Origin of the sequence: Enterobacter sp. CC120223-11 (assembly GCF_900215375.1) — a bacterium.
GTDB lineage: Bacteria > Pseudomonadota > Gammaproteobacteria > Enterobacterales > Enterobacteriaceae > Scandinavium.
Window position 1 is genome coordinate 22,256 of record NZ_OBEF01000020.1, and the last position, 13,391, is coordinate 35,646.

Annotated in this window: 15 protein-coding genes; 7 read left to right on the forward strand and 8 right to left on the reverse strand. The window is 57.2% G+C overall.

Annotation, left to right across the window (positions count from 1 at the left end; translation table 11 throughout):
• Positions 1-96: 96 nt before the first annotated feature.
• Positions 97-1,050: an HTH-type transcriptional regulator MetR gene (metR, locus tag CRO87_RS19160; RefSeq protein ID WP_097164526.1), complete on the forward strand. Its 954-nt coding sequence runs from the start codon at positions 97-99 to the stop codon at positions 1,048-1,050.
• On the opposite strand, the gene CRO87_RS19165 is transcribed toward metR, so the two are convergent.
• Positions 938-1,837, reverse strand: a complete 900-nt coding sequence (locus CRO87_RS19165; protein WP_097164527.1) for a carboxylate/amino acid/amine transporter — start codon at positions 1,835-1,837, stop codon at positions 938-940. The genes metR and CRO87_RS19165 overlap by 113 nt on opposite strands.
• A gap of 183 nt (positions 1,838-2,020) precedes the next feature.
• On the opposite strand from CRO87_RS19165, the gene CRO87_RS19170 reads away from it, so the two are divergent.
• Positions 2,021-2,830 carry an EAL domain-containing protein gene (locus CRO87_RS19170; RefSeq protein WP_097164528.1) on the forward strand — a complete coding sequence of 270 codons (810 nt, stop codon included), beginning with the start codon at positions 2,021-2,023 and terminating at the stop codon, positions 2,828-2,830.
• Here CRO87_RS19170 and yigL read toward each other — a convergent pair.
• On the reverse strand, positions 2,817-3,623 hold the full coding sequence (yigL, locus tag CRO87_RS19175) for a sugar/pyridoxal phosphate phosphatase YigL (RefSeq protein WP_097164529.1): 807 nt from the start codon (positions 3,621-3,623) through the stop codon (positions 2,817-2,819). The two genes, CRO87_RS19170 and yigL, sit on opposite strands and share 14 nt — an antisense overlap.
• Before the next feature lie 30 nt (positions 3,624-3,653).
• Positions 3,654-4,646: a lysophospholipase L2 gene (gene pldB, locus CRO87_RS19180; protein ID WP_097164530.1), complete on the reverse strand. Its 993-nt coding sequence runs from the start codon at positions 4,644-4,646 to the stop codon at positions 3,654-3,656.
• A 110-nt stretch (positions 4,647-4,756) separates the two neighbouring features.
• Here pldB and rhtB point away from each other — a divergent pair, with 110 nt between their 5' ends.
• Positions 4,757-5,377 (forward strand): homoserine/homoserine lactone efflux protein, encoded by a 621-nt coding sequence (gene rhtB / locus CRO87_RS19185; RefSeq protein ID WP_097164531.1) that lies wholly within the window; start codon positions 4,757-4,759, stop codon positions 5,375-5,377.
• On the opposite strand, the gene rhtC is transcribed toward rhtB, so the two are convergent.
• From rhtC to pldA, 3 genes are all read right to left on the reverse strand, one after another.
• Positions 5,378-5,998 carry a threonine export protein RhtC gene (gene rhtC, locus CRO87_RS19190; RefSeq protein WP_097164532.1) on the reverse strand — a complete coding sequence of 207 codons (621 nt, stop codon included), beginning with the start codon at positions 5,996-5,998 and terminating at the stop codon, positions 5,378-5,380. It abuts the gene before it with no gap.
• A 64-nt stretch (positions 5,999-6,062) separates the two neighbouring features.
• Entirely contained in the window at positions 6,063-7,892 is a 1,830-nt protein-coding gene (gene recQ, locus CRO87_RS19195; RefSeq protein WP_097164580.1) for an ATP-dependent DNA helicase RecQ, read from the reverse strand.
• Between the two features lie 65 nt (positions 7,893-7,957).
• The gene (gene pldA / locus CRO87_RS19200) at positions 7,958-8,827 is read right to left on the reverse strand and encodes a phospholipase A (protein WP_097164533.1); all 870 of its coding nucleotides are present in this window, start codon (positions 8,825-8,827) and stop codon (positions 7,958-7,960) included.
• Between the two features lie 147 nt (positions 8,828-8,974).
• Between pldA and yigI the strand changes: the two genes are divergently transcribed.
• The 4 genes from yigI to CRO87_RS19220 all read left to right on the forward strand — a co-directional run bounded on the left by yigI (position 8,975) and on the right by CRO87_RS19220 (position 12,208).
• A complete protein-coding gene (gene yigI, locus CRO87_RS19205; RefSeq protein WP_097164534.1) occupies positions 8,975-9,442 on the forward strand; it encodes an acyl-CoA thioesterase YigI in 468 nt (155 codons plus the stop codon).
• 51 nt (positions 9,443-9,493) lie between these two features.
• Positions 9,494-10,387 carry an EamA family transporter RarD gene (gene rarD / locus CRO87_RS19210; protein ID WP_097164535.1) on the forward strand — a complete coding sequence of 298 codons (894 nt, stop codon included), beginning with the start codon at positions 9,494-9,496 and terminating at the stop codon, positions 10,385-10,387.
• A 110-nt stretch (positions 10,388-10,497) separates the two neighbouring features.
• On the forward strand, positions 10,498-11,490 hold the full coding sequence (locus CRO87_RS19215) for a fatty acid desaturase (RefSeq protein WP_097164536.1): 993 nt from the start codon (positions 10,498-10,500) through the stop codon (positions 11,488-11,490).
• Positions 11,474-12,208: a phosphate/phosphite/phosphonate ABC transporter substrate-binding protein gene (locus CRO87_RS19220; protein ID WP_097164537.1), complete on the forward strand. Its 735-nt coding sequence runs from the start codon at positions 11,474-11,476 to the stop codon at positions 12,206-12,208. The genes CRO87_RS19215 and CRO87_RS19220 overlap by 17 nt, the downstream gene beginning before the upstream one ends.
• Here the strand turns inward: CRO87_RS19220 and corA are convergent.
• Both corA and ysgD read right to left on the reverse strand, forming a co-directional pair.
• The gene (gene corA / locus CRO87_RS19225; protein ID WP_097164538.1) at positions 12,186-13,136 is read right to left on the reverse strand and encodes a magnesium/cobalt transporter CorA; all 951 of its coding nucleotides are present in this window, start codon (positions 13,134-13,136) and stop codon (positions 12,186-12,188) included. The two genes, CRO87_RS19220 and corA, sit on opposite strands and share 23 nt — an antisense overlap.
• 149 nt (positions 13,137-13,285) lie before the next feature.
• Positions 13,286-13,342: a YsgD/CorL family protein gene (gene ysgD / locus CRO87_RS22970; protein WP_366509402.1), complete on the reverse strand. Its 57-nt coding sequence runs from the start codon at positions 13,340-13,342 to the stop codon at positions 13,286-13,288.
• Positions 13,343-13,391 lie beyond the last annotated feature (49 nt).

Consider the following 13,391-nt stretch of genomic DNA (forward strand, 5'->3'; position numbering starts at 1 on the left):
TCGTTATTTAGCCGTCCAGATGTTTACACATCCATAATTGGCAGTTACTGTATATTCCTCAAGCGCAACATTTTCATGCCGAAGTGAAGGACTTTCATGATCGAAATTAAACACCTGAAAACGCTGCAGGCGTTGCGGAACAGCGGTTCGCTTGCAGCAGCGGCGGCCATGCTGCACCAGACGCAGTCGGCGCTTTCACACCAGTTCAGCGATCTGGAACAGCGCCTTGGCTTCCGGCTTTTTGTGCGTAAAAGTCAGCCGCTGCGCTTTACGCCGCAGGGCGAAATTCTGTTGCAGCTGGCCAATCAGGTATTACCGCAAATCAGTAGTGCGTTGCAGGCCTGCAATGAGCCGCAGCAGACAACCCTGCGCATTGCCATTGAGTGCCACAGCTGCATCCAGTGGCTGACGCCCGCCCTGGAAAACTTCCGCGCAGTCTGGCCGCAGGTGGAGATGGATTTCAAATCCGGCGTAACGTTCGATCCGCAGCCTGCCCTGCAACAGGGCGAGCTGGATATCGTCCTGACCTCCGACATCCTGCCGCGCAGCGGCCTGCACTATTCGCCGATGTTCGATTATGAAGTGCGCCTGGTGCTGGCCCCGGATCACCCGCTGGCGACGCGGGCGCGCATTACGCCTGAAGATATCGCCAGCGAAACGCTGCTGATATACCCTGTGCAGCGTAGCCGACTGGATATCTGGCGGCACTTCCTGCAACCGGCAGGCGTGAGTCCGTCGTTGAAAAGCGTGGATAACACGCTATTGCTGATTCAGATGGTGGCCGCGCGGATGGGCATAGCGGCCCTGCCGCACTGGGTTGTGGAGAGTTTTGAGCGCCAGGGTCTGGTGGTGACCAAAACCCTGGGCGAAGGATTGTGGAGCCGACTGTACGCCGCAGTGCGCGATGGCGAGCAGCGTCAGCCGGTCACAGAGGCGTTTATTCGCTCAGCGCGGAACCACGCCTGCGATCATCTGCCGTTTGTGAGGAACGCGGAGCGACCCAACGGCGATGGACCCACAGTGAAGCCACAATCACCAGCGCCCCTGTGATAAAGCTCGGCCAGTGCGGCTGCTGTTGCCAGATAGCGAGATTGACCAGCAGGCCCGCAGGTACGTGCATGTTATTCATGATCCCAAGCGTTCCGGCGTCCACCTGGGTGGCGCCGTAGTTCCACATAAAGTAGCCAATCCCGGAAGCCGCCACGCCAAGCCAGACCAGAATGCCCCACTGCAGCGTTGTCGTCGGCAGTTTGTTTGGGTTGCCGAGCAGGAACCACGCCACTACCGCCACCAGAAACGCGCCCATATAGAACCAGGCAAAGGCGTTGTGCTGCGGCATCGGATGGATCTCCATCAGGCGCTTGTAACCCACCATGCCGATGGCAAAGCTGATGTTGGACAGCTGCACCAGCAGCAGACCCGTCCAGAAATGCGGACTGACGTGGTCATAACGAATGATCGCCGCCCCAAGAACCGCCAGCCCAGCGCTCAGCAGATAGCCCCATCGCAGCCTGCGCTTACTCATCAGGTCATAAATCAGCGTGATATAGAGCGGGGTCAGCACGGTAAAGAGCAGGAACTCCGAAACGGTCAGATACAGGTAGGCACGGAAGGCCAACAGATACATGATGCCAAGCTGCATCGCACCCACCAGCATGTACATCAGCAGCACGCGCAGAGACTGCGAGCGTGCCCGCAAAAACGGCAGGAAAACCAGCGCCGCGAGGCCTACTCGCATCAGCACGGAAAAACAGCTGTCGACGCTGCCGGCCAGGTATTCGCCGATAAGGCTGAAGGAAAACGCCCACAGCACGGTGGTGATAATCAGTAACGCCACGTTGAGACTCTCTCAGGTTAGTGAGCGCTCATTGTAGCGGAGTCCACGGTTGACAACTGGACAAATAAAAAGCAGTCGTATTACGCAGTGGTCTTTTCCCGGCATTAAATAAGCCATTACTGATGGTTAAACATCCTTTTTAAGGGAATACTTGGTCCTCTTCCCCCTCAGGAGCGTGTCAGGATGGACCCTGTGATCGACGGCAGTTTTATTCCGCTCTTTCTGACTCAGCTGAATGCTTCACGCGCCAGGCTGAAAAAAGCGATTCACACCCGTCAGCTGGAGATGTGGTACCAGCCGATTGTTCAGCTGGATACCGGCCGCGTGGTGGGCGCTGAAGCCCTGGTTCGCTGGCCGCAGCCGGACGGCAAGCTGCTCCCGCCGGACTGTTTTATCCCCTTCGCGCGCGAAACGCAGCTGCTGAGCACCATGACGCAGTGGGTTATCGGCCAGGTATTTAACGATCTGGGCGCATGGCTGCGCCAGCATCCTCAGCACTATATCTCCATTAATATTGAACCTGACGATCTGCAGTCCGCCGACCTGCTGTCACACCTGGCACTGCTCTGCCAGGGTTATGGCGTACGCCCCCAGCAGATCACGCTGGAGATCACCGAAAGCAGCATGATCGATCCGCAGGTTATCGCCCCGATGGTCGAACGCTACCGCCGCGCCGGGCACGCCATCTATCTGGACGATTTTGGCACCGGCTACGCTAATCTGAATTACCTGCAGGCAGTGACCTTCGACGTGCTGAAAATTGATAAGACGCTGATCGACCCGCTGCCGGGCAAAAGCCTGTTGCCGCAGGTGATTGCGCTGGCGCGGTCGCTGTCGCTGGAGCCACTGGCGGAAGGCGTTGAAACGCAGGCGCAGGCCGCGTGGCTGAAGTCCCACGGCGTGAAATACGCCCAGGGCTGGTTATACAGTAAAGCCCTGACCAGCAGGGCTTTTATTCACTGGTGCGAACCGCGCTGCGTTACGGCTGATTAAGATACAGACGGCGCAGGTAGTGCGGGACGGCGTCATCGGCGTTGCTGCCAATCACTTCCAGTTCAGGGTGTAAATCTTTCAGGCGCTGATGCGCATTTTCCATAATGCAGCCTTTGCCTGCCATGGAGAGCATTTCGGCATCGTTCATGCCGTCGCCAAACGCGACGCAGTCCTGCAAACCGTAACCCATCATTTTCGCCACGGCCTCCAGCGCGTGCCCTTTCGACACGCCGCCCGCCATCACTTCCAGACAGGTTAAGGTTGAGAAGCTCACGTTCACCCGATCGCCCCAGCGCGCATTGATGGCCTGCTCCAGCGGCAGCAGCACCTCATGGTCTGGCGACGTGAAGAAGACTTTGCTGACGCCTTCCGCTTCCAACAGGCCCGGCTCATACAGGGTGTAGTTGAAAATCGCTTCCTTGAAGAAACGCATCTCTTCCGGACGGTGGCGGTTCATAAACCATTCGTCATTGCGATAAACATTAGTGACGATATCCGGATTGTTATGCACCACGCCAAACAGGTCGGAGGCGATGTCGGTATCGAGGTTATGGGCAAACACCAGATTGCCGTCGGTGTCATGCACGCGGGCACCGTTGGAGGTGATCATAAACGCCTGGATGCCCAGGCCGTCGCGGATCTGCCCAACGTCAATATGGTGGCGGCCGGTCGCGAAGACGAAATTCACGCCTTTCGCAGTCAGCAGTTGCAGAGTTTCTTTGGTATAGGGAGACAGACGATGGTCGGGATTAAGCAGCGTGCCATCTAAATCAGACGCAACAACCTGGTACATAGAAAATTTAACCTCTGGGTAAGAGCAGCATTAATTATGTCGATCAAAAAACTCGACGATGGTCTGGAGCGCGACTGAGCGCATATCGTCCTTTTCGAAAAGGATCTCATGATAGGCACCTTGTATGACAAGCGGGCTGTCGCTTTCACAAGGTTTGCCCGCCGCGGTGCGAAGCTCGCAGTAGCGGTTGTGCATGCGGTTGTCCACCACCCGCTCTTCTTCTGCCTGAATCAGCAGCGTGGGTAAGTCATCATCCGCCGCCCCCGCCAGGATCTGTTCTCCGGCAAGCACGCCTTCACGCACCCAATGATACGTTGGCCCGCCGACGCGAATATAGGGATTATCCGCATAGAAGCCCAGGTTTCGCCGGTAGCGCTCCCGGCTGTGGGTCAGGATATTCATGCCAAACGGCAGCGCGTGCCAGCGCCCGGTGCCCATGGCGTAGCTCTCTCTTATCCGCCGATGGCCCTCGGCAAAATCGAGAATGTGCCGCACCATCCAGTCGGGCAGGCGCATTATGATACCGAACATTGGCGCGCAAAGCGCGAGCGCATCGCACTGCTGAGGATTGTTACGGGCAAACAGCGTAGCAATCGCGCCGCCCATGGAATGCCCCAGAATGTAGCGCTTGCGCCACGGGCCTGGCTCAACTTCCTGCTGCCAGAAGGCGGTGAGATCGTCGACGTAATCGCTGAAATTCACCACGTGCCCGCGGTGGCTGTCATTGAGCATTCGCCCCGACAACCCCTGACCGCGGTGATCGATGATCAGCACGTCAAAACCGCTGTGGAACAGATCGTAGGCCAGTTCGGCGTATTTCACATAGCTTTCGATTCGCCCCGGGCAAACCACAATCACCCGATCGTGATTTTCGGCGCGAAAGCGGACAAAGCGCACTGGAACCGTGTCCACGCCTGTAAATTCAGCCTCTTCACGCTGGTGCCAGAAGGTATTCAGCGGCCCCATGGTGAACGCGGCATACGCGTTTTCTCTTGTTTTCCAGTCCATTTTCTGCCGAAACATCGGCTATCCACCCTTGCTTGCCGCGGAAGATCGTATTTTGAATGGCGTGACATACAACACCTGCACAATAGCGTATTGTGGCATAAAACCAGATATTTCGGGAGTTTCGCATGACCTTTGAGTGGTGGTTCGCATACCTGCTAACGTCCATAATCTTGAGTCTTTCCCCCGGCTCCGGGGCCATTAACACGATGACCACCGCCATCAATCACGGCTATCGCGGTGCGGCCGCGTCCATTGCCGGGCTGCAAACCGGGCTCGGCATTCACATCGTGCTGGTTGGCGTCGGGCTGGGCACGCTTTTTTCCCGCTCCGTGCTGGCGTTTGAAGTGCTGAAATGGGCGGGTGCGGCGTACCTGATCTGGCTTGGCATTCAGCAGTGGCGTGCTGCGGGTGCGATCGATCTCAATACCGTTGCGAAAACCCAGACGCGTGGGCATCTGTTCAAACGCGCTGTATTTGTGAATCTGACCAACCCGAAAAGCATCGTGTTTCTGGCCGCGCTCTTTCCGCAGTTTATCGTGCCGCATCAGCCTCAGGTGATGCAGTACGTGGTGCTTGGCGTGACCACCATTGTGGTCGATATCATCGTGATGATTGGCTACGCGACGCTTGCCACGCGCATTGCAGGCTGGATCAAAGGCCCTCGGCAGATGAAGGCCCTGAATAAGATTTTCGGTTCGCTGTTTATGCTGGTTGGCGCGCTGTTGGCTTCCGCGCGCCATGCCTGATTAGCGGGAGATGATGAGATGGATGCCGAACCCGGCAAACAGGGTACCGGCCACGCCGTCAATCCACTTGGCCATGCGCTGATAACCGCGGCGCATGGCGGGCATCGCAAACAGACTCGCCACCACGGTAAACCACGCGAAGGTTTCGACGATAATCAGCAGGAAAATGCCCCAGCGCTCTGCGCCACCAATATCATCGCCGACGAACAGGGAAAATACCGAGCCAAAATAGATAATGGCTTTCGGGTTGGCGAGGTTGGTGAGCAGCCCTTTCAGGAAACTTTTGCCGCCCTGCGCCAGCTCCACTTCCGGGGCTTCCACAGGCGCTTCGCTTTTCTTCAGCGCGCCGCGCAGCATCTGATAGCCCATCCAGCACAGATACAGGCCACCGCCGACCATAATGATGTTGTGCAGCCAGGCCATTTTTTCGAGGATCAGATGCAGGCCGAGCAGCGCCACACCTGCCCAGACCATAACGCCTGCGGTAATGCCAAGCACGCCCATCATCGCTTCTTTACGGGAGCGGCTAACTGCGGTCTGTGACACGAAGAAAAAGTCCGGGCCCGGGCTCATCAGCGCAATCAGATGCACCATTGCCACGGTAAGAAAAAGCATCAGCATAGAAATAACTCGCGGGGGGAATGATTCAGTGAGTGATTATCCTGACACTTTTTTGTTCGTTTGCCTACTCCTCATCATCGCCATCGACGTGAGAACGAATCAGCGCAAGAAACTCCTGCCCAAAGCGCTCCAGCTTGCGCACGCCCACGCCGTTGACGCTGAGCATTTCGCCAGGGCTGGTCGGCATCTGTTCGGCCATCTCGATAAGCGTGGCGTCATTGAACACTACGTAAGGCGGAATGTTCTCTTCGTCGGCGATGACTTTACGCAGCTTGCGAAGTTTGGCAAACAGCTTACGGTCGTAATTTCCGCCGTAGGATTTCTGCGCCACGCGTGGCTTGAGCGCCAGCATACGCGGCACCGCCAACTGCAGCGGCGTTTCGGCACGCAGGACGGGACGCGCAGCTTCGGTGAGCTGTAGCGCCGAATGCAACGCAATGTTCTGCGTCGCAAAACCAAGATGAATCAGCTGACGAATGACGCTCACCCAGTGCTCGTGGGTTTTATCGCGCCCCATACCGTAGACCTTGAGTTTGTCATGGCCCATTTCACGGATGCGCTGGTTATTGGCTCCGCGCAGCACTTCCACCACGTAGCCCATACCAAAGCGCTGGTTGACGCGGCCAATGGTTGAAAGCGCAATCTGCGCGTCGTTCACGCCATCGTACTGCTTCGGCGGGTCGAGGCAGATATCGCAGTTGCCGCACGGCTCCTGACGCCCTTCGCCAAAGTAGTTGAGCAGCACCAGGCGGCGGCAGGTTTGCGCTTCTGCAAAGGCGCCCATTGCATTGAGCTTATGGCGTTCAATGTCCTGTAGCTGCCCGGCAGGCTTCTCTTCGAGACAGCGGCGCAGCCACGCCATATCAGCCGGATCGTAAAAGAGCATCGCTTCCGCAGGCAGGCCATCACGCCCGGCGCGGCCCGTTTCCTGATAGTAGGATTCGATGTTGCGTGGGATGTCGAAATGCACCACGAAGCGCACGTTCGGCTTATTGATACCCATGCCGAAAGCCACGGTCGCCACCACGATTTGCAGATCGTCGCGCTGGAAGCGTTCCTGCACGTCGGCGCGCACGTTGTTTTCAAGCCCTGCATGATAAGCGCCCGCGCTGATGCCACGGCTTTGCAGACGTGCGGCTGTGTCCTCCACCTTCGAGCGGCTATTGCAGTAAATGATGCCGGATTTGCCGCGCTGCTCCTGCACGTAGCGCATCAGCTGATCGAGCGGCTTGAACTTCTCCATCAGCATGTAGCGGATGTTTGGGCGGTCGAAGCTGCTGATCTGGATATAAGGATCGTTCAGGCCCAGCAGGCGGACGATATCGCTGCGGGTGGTGTCGTCCGCCGTGGCGGTGAGCGCCATAAACGGCAGCTTCGGGAAGCGCTGGCGCAGCTGGCCGAGTGCGGCATATTCAGGGCGGAAATCGTGGCCCCACTGAGAAATACAGTGTGCTTCATCGACCGCCAGCATCACCGGGTTCCAGTGACCAAGGGTGTCGAGGAAGTTGTCGAGCATCAGGCGCTCGGGGGCGATATAAAGCAGACGGATTTTACCCGTACGGCAGCCCGCCATCACTTCCTGCTGCTGCTCACGGGTCTGGGTCGAATTGAGACAGGCCGCCGCCACGCCGTTGGCGAGCAGCTGATCGACCTGGTCCTTCATCAGCGAAATCAGCGGCGAGACGACCACCGTCAGGCCATCGAGCACCAGCGCGGGGATCTGATAGCACAGGGATTTTCCGCCGCCGGTCGGCATCACCACCAGACAGTCGCGCCCTTCGAGCACCGTCTCAATAATGGTTTCCTGCCCCGGGCGGAACTGCTGGTAGCCAAAGGTTTCCTGCAAAACCTGCCTGGCCAGCGTTACCTGATTCATCACTTCCGCCTGCGTCACGCTCACCCCAATCCTGAAATAAAAACAGGCGCTATTTTCAGCGCCTGAGGCTCAGAGTGCAACGATTAAAACAGATCGTTGAGCATTACGCCGACGCCGACGCGGGTCTGATTGAAGTTGTAATCAATCAGCGACTCGCCGTAACCGCTATAGACCTGAGTGTAGAGACGCATATGTTTCGTCACCGGGTAGCTGATACCAAGCTCTGCGCCGCCGTAGCCGGTGTTCCAGTTGTACTGGCCTTTGGCGCTCAGCACCGCTTCGCCCAACTGATAGCCGACCTTCAGCTGGTAGTAGCCCATGTATTTGGTGATATCCGGGTTGTCGTCGGTGTCGCCAATCACAAACCACGGCTTCACTTCGACCATCAGGTTGCCGTTTTGCGCCATCAGGCGGGTGTACATGCGGTTCCAGCTGCGCGATGTCGGGTCGGAACGTCCGTTCGAATCGTGGTTATAGCCGACTTCGACATCCCGTAGCGTCCAGTCACCCAGACGGTAATCGGTGGCAAAGCCGACGAACAGCTGCGGCTCATAGTTGGTTTCGCGGAATGGGGAAGACTCCTCGGTGTTCGAGAGCTGCCACCACGACTTTTGCGTGTAGGACGCGCCAAGGACGGAGTTATCGCCAAAAATTCCGCGCCAGATGGGGAACGCCAGGCTGAGCTGATACTTCACCTCATCCTTACGCGCATTGTCCGACCAGTTATAGGTCTGGATCGCTTCTTTATTGATGTCGCTGCTCCAGGTGTAGAGCAGATAGTTGGTGTCGTACGGATAGAGCGTGAACGGATTGTCGTGCTCCTGGAGTAAGTTCGCAATGATACTGCCGCGCACGGCGGGCGCATCATGCACATCCTTAATCGTCGCTTCCTGCGCGTAAACGCTAAGCGGCAGTCCTGCTACTGCCAGTAACCATCCCAGCCTGGTTTGCATTGCAAAAATTCCCCTGAAAATGCTGAATAATTATCCGGCCCATTCTACAGACTTCTGCCTGCCATTGAGTGGTTATCGTTTCTGAAAGTAGCATTCAACATTTCATAGGCATAAAATCAACATTTCATTAACCAATGGAAAGGTGTTATGTCCCGAGAACTGAGCGCCGAAGAAGCGCTAAAACTGGTCGGCGATATTTTTGTCTACCACATGCCGTTCAACCGCGCGCTGGGGCTGGAACTGGAGCGCTATGAAAAGGCTTTTGCACAGCTCAGCTTTAACAATCAGCCAATGATGGTCGGCAACTGGGCGCAAAGTATTCTGCACGGCGGCGTGATTGCCTCGGCGCTGGACGTGGCGGCAGGCCTGGTCTGCGTGGGCAGCACGCTCACCCGCCATGACACAATTAACGAAGATGAACTGCGCCAGCGCCTGTCCCGAATGGGCACCATTGATTTGCGCGTTGATTACCTGCGTCCGGGCCGCGGCAACCGTTTTACAGCGACCGCCAGCCTGCTGCGAGCGGGCAATAAAGTGGCCGTGGCGAGAGTGGAATTACACAACGAAGAGCAGCTCTACATTGCCAGCGCCACCGCCACTTATATGGTGGGTTGAAGGCGTAAAATCAGGTAAAATCGGTTTACTTTTTTGTAACGGATTTTACCCATGGATGCTAAACAAACGCGGCAGGGCGTACTTCTCGCTCTTGCCGCTTATTTTATTTGGGGCGTGGCACCCGCCTACTTCAAGCTAATTCATTACGTACCCGCCGATGAGATCCTGACGCACCGCATCATCTGGTCGTTTTTCTTTATGGTGGCGCTGATCTCCATCAGCCGCCAGTGGGCCGGCATCAAACGCCTGTGCCAGACACCGAAAAAAATCCTCTGGCTTGCCGTCTCCGCCGTGCTGATTGGCGGCAACTGGCTGCTGTTTATCTGGGCGGTGAACAATCAGCACATGCTGGAAGCGAGCCTTGGCTACTTTATTAACCCGCTGGTGAACGTTGTACTGGGGATGATTTTCCTTGGCGAGCGCTTCCGCCGTATGCAGTGGCTGGCGGTGATCCTGGCCGCCTGCGGGGTGCTGGTTCAGCTCTGGACGTTCGGCTCCCTGCCGGTTATTGCCCTGGGGCTGGCCTTCAGCTTTGCGTTCTATGGCCTGGCCCGTAAAAAAATCGCCGTCGATGCGCAGACCGGGATGCTGGTCGAAACCTTGTGGCTGCTTCCCGTGGCAGCGATTTACCTGTTCGGCATTGCCGACAGCGCCACCAGCCATATGGGCAGCAACCCGTGGTCGCTAAATCTCCTGCTGATGGCGGCAGGCGTGGTCACCACTATTCCGCTGCTGTGCTTCACCGGCGCGGCGACGCGACTGCGGCTTTCCACCCTGGGCTTCTTCCAGTACATCGGCCCGACGCTGATGTTCCTGCTGGCGGTAGTGTTTTACGGTGAAACCCCGGGCGCGGATAAAATGGTCACCTTTGCCTTCATCTGGGTCGCCCTGGCCGTCTTCGTGATGGACGCGATTTACACCCTGCGCCGCACGCCAAAAGGCTGATGCTCAAGGCTTTGCCGGTTTCCGGCAAAGCTCTTGCGGTAAAATTCTTTGTGATTTCAAACGGCTTCTCACATCTTCAGCGCATGAACCCTTAACGATGTGAAAGCCGGATGTTGCTCCCCAATACAGATAAACGCGCCGCCTGGCTCGACGACGAACAGCGTCAGGCCGTACACCTCCTCGCCAGAAGCTGGCTGTGGCGCAGCGAACTGCCCACCTGGCTGCTGATGGGCGTGATTTATAGCGGCTGGTTTACGACGCTTATCTTTCACGCCACGCTGGGGCTGTTCGCTTCCACCGCGTTACTTATCCTCTTCACCACCTGGTATATGTCCTTTCAGCACGAGCTGATTCACGGCCACCCGACACGCTGGCCGCGCGTCAATCAGTTGTTCGGCCTGCTGCCGCTGGCGGTGTGGTATCCGTTTGGCCTGTATCGCGATTCTCATCTCGCCCATCATCGCAATCAGCTGCTGACGGTGCCGGGTGAAGATCCGGAAACCTATTACTTCTCCGCCGGGCGCTGGCAGCGATTCAGCGAGTGGCAGCAGCGCGTAATCCACCTGCGTAATACCTTTCCTGGTCGCCTGCTGCTGGCACCGCTGCTGGATATCGCTGGCGTGCTGGCGGGCATGGTGACGTCATTTCGCCAGGGAGATCGCCGTGCCATCACCATGTGGCTGGTGCACTTTTCGCTTTTGGGGTTGCTCTTCGCATGGCTGACGCACCATGGGTTCTCCGTGTTCTGGTATCTTTTGGCGGTCAGCTATCCGGCGCTGGCGGTGACCAAAGTGCGTTCGTTCCTCGAGCACCGCGCGGCAGACGATCCGCTCGCCCGCTCCGCCATTACCGAAACCTCGCTCCTCTGGCGTCTGCTGTTTTTAAATCTGAACTATCATTCGGTACATCACGATTTGCCGGGCGTGCCCTGGTACGGTTTACGCAAAGTGTGGCTGCGAGACAGAGCCCGCTACGCCGAGCGCAATCAGGGTTTCGTGGTGAAGGGCTATCGCGAATGGTGGCGTAATTACCGGTATCGCCCGGTGGACGTCACCGTCCATCCGTCAGGCAGCGGAGAAAATCAGCATGAGCGCCAGGATTAGCTTTCCAATGTACGACATTTTGCCTGCCGCCACCGACGCGCTGGCAAACGCCGTGCTGCGCCATTTTCCCGATGCACATTTTCAGCGCCCGAAGGAACTGCTTTCACACTGGCGTGATGACGATATGCTGCTGAGCCAGACCTGCGGCTATCCGCTGGTCACGCTGCTGCCGGAGGTTCAGGTGGTCGGGCAGTTTCACTACACCGCTCCGGGCTGCGAGGCGGGAAACTACCGCAGCAAGCTGCTGGTCAGGCAAGAAGGCAAAGGGAAAACGCTGGTCGATTTCCGCGGGCGCGTGGCCGCCGCCAACTCTTCAGATTCACAGTCGGGCTATCACGCACTGCGAAACAGCCTCGGACACGACGACACATTTTTTCAGTCAATTGTCTGGAGCGGCAGCCATCGCCAGTCGCTGGCTTTGCTGCAAAGCGTAAAGGCGGACATCGCTGCGATTGACTGCGTCAGCCTGACGCTCTTTGAACGTTATCTACCGCAGGTGCTCTCTGGCCTGACAACAATCGGTGAAACGGCACTCACGCCGGGCCTGCCGCTGATTACCTCAAAGCACACTTCAGCCGCAACGCTCGCGACTTTGCGGGAAGTTTTAGGCAGCCTGGCAAGGGAGAAGGAGATAGCAGAGCCGTTGCTCATCGGCGGCTTCAGTCCTGCAAGCCGCCGTGATTACGACGTGATACTTAAAGCCAGTTCTTGCGCTTAAAGTAGAGGTACGGCGCGAGGCCCGCGAGGATCATCACCACAATCGCCGCCGGGTAGCCGAAGCTGAAGTGCAGCTCGGGCATAAACTCGAAGTTCATGCCGTAGCTTGAAGCCACCAGCGTCGGCGGCAGGAACACCACGGAAACCACCGAGAAGATCTTGATGATGCGGTTCTGCTCGATGTTGATAAAGCCCATCGCCGCCTGCATCAGGAAGTTCACCTTCTGGAACAGGGATTCGTTGTGCGGCAGCAGGGATTCGATATCTCGCAGAATCTCACGCGCCTGCTCCAGCTGTACCGCCGGCAGACGCGCTTTGCGCACGAGGAAGTTCAGCGCGCGCTGGGTATCCATCAGACACAAACGCACCTTCCAGCCGATATCTTCCAGCTCCGCCAGGGTGGAGAGCGCTTCGTCGTACTCGTCGCCCTGATGGCCTTCCATGATCACCCGGCTCAGCTTTTCCAGATCGCTGTAGATGTTTTCAATTTCATCCGCCAGCTGTTCGATTTTGGTTTCGAACAGATCCAGCAGCAGCTCGAACGCGTTGCCGTCCACCATCTCCTGGTTGCGGGCTCGCATACGATACAGGCGGAAAGCAGGCAGCTCACGTTCGCGCAGGGTAAACAGACGCCCTTCGCGAATGGTGAACGCCACGGTGGAGTTCCCCGCGTGATCGTCGGCATCTTCAAAGAAGAAGAAGGAGTGAATGTGCAGCCCGTCTTCATCTTCAAAGAAACGGGCCGACGCTTCGATGTCTTCCAGTTCAGGGCGTGTTGCCAGGTTCTGACCGAGCTCTGTCTGTACGCGGTTACGTTCTTCGTCGTCCGGCTCCACCAAATCGACCCAGACAGAGCTGCCCAGGTGTTCGATGTCATCGGACTCAAGACGCGTTAAGCGATTGTTTTCCAGTTGAAATGCGCTCAGCATGACCGGGACTCCCAATGCAAAAAATGATCGGACAGTACGTTGGGCACACAGAAACAATGGGGGTTTCAGACCATTAAGCCTGACTCAGAGCGACGGGAGAAACGCGTGTCGCTGACAACCTCTAAGGCCATCAGCGTTGGGTGATAGCCTTAGGAGTTGTTCCTGGATTGCAGGAAGTTGAGCCAGCATCTACTGGGTGTGTCCAAGGTATCAGTCCTCTTAGCGTAATCGTGGGCGCATGTTACGCCAGCCTAA

Bases quoted from the DNA above. Each gene is read 5' to 3' on its own strand.
- pldB (WP_097164530.1), bottom strand. From the start codon at position 4,646: ATGTTTCGGCAGAAAATGGACTGGAAAACAAGAGAAAACGCGTATGCC.
- CRO87_RS19220 (WP_097164537.1), top strand. From the start codon at position 11,474: ATGAGCGCCAGGATTAGCTTTCCAATGTACGACATTTTGCCTGCCGCC.
- rarD (WP_097164535.1), top strand. From the start codon at position 9,494: ATGGATGCTAAACAAACGCGGCAGGGCGTACTTCTCGCTCTTGCCGCT.
- metR (WP_097164526.1), top strand. From the start codon at position 97: ATGATCGAAATTAAACACCTGAAAACGCTGCAGGCGTTGCGGAACAGC.
- corA (WP_097164538.1), bottom strand. From the start codon at position 13,136: ATGCTGAGCGCATTTCAACTGGAAAACAATCGCTTAACGCGTCTTGAG.
- pldA (WP_097164533.1), bottom strand. From the start codon at position 8,827: ATGCAAACCAGGCTGGGATGGTTACTGGCAGTAGCAGGACTGCCGCTT.
- rhtC (WP_097164532.1), bottom strand. From the start codon at position 5,998: ATGCTGATGCTTTTTCTTACCGTGGCAATGGTGCATCTGATTGCGCTG.
- CRO87_RS19170 (WP_097164528.1), top strand. From the start codon at position 2,021: ATGGACCCTGTGATCGACGGCAGTTTTATTCCGCTCTTTCTGACTCAG.
- CRO87_RS19215 (WP_097164536.1), top strand. From the start codon at position 10,498: ATGTTGCTCCCCAATACAGATAAACGCGCCGCCTGGCTCGACGACGAA.
- yigL (WP_097164529.1), bottom strand. From the start codon at position 3,623: ATGTACCAGGTTGTTGCGTCTGATTTAGATGGCACGCTGCTTAATCCC.
- rhtB (WP_097164531.1), top strand. From the start codon at position 4,757: ATGACCTTTGAGTGGTGGTTCGCATACCTGCTAACGTCCATAATCTTG.
- yigI (WP_097164534.1), top strand. From the start codon at position 8,975: ATGTCCCGAGAACTGAGCGCCGAAGAAGCGCTAAAACTGGTCGGCGAT.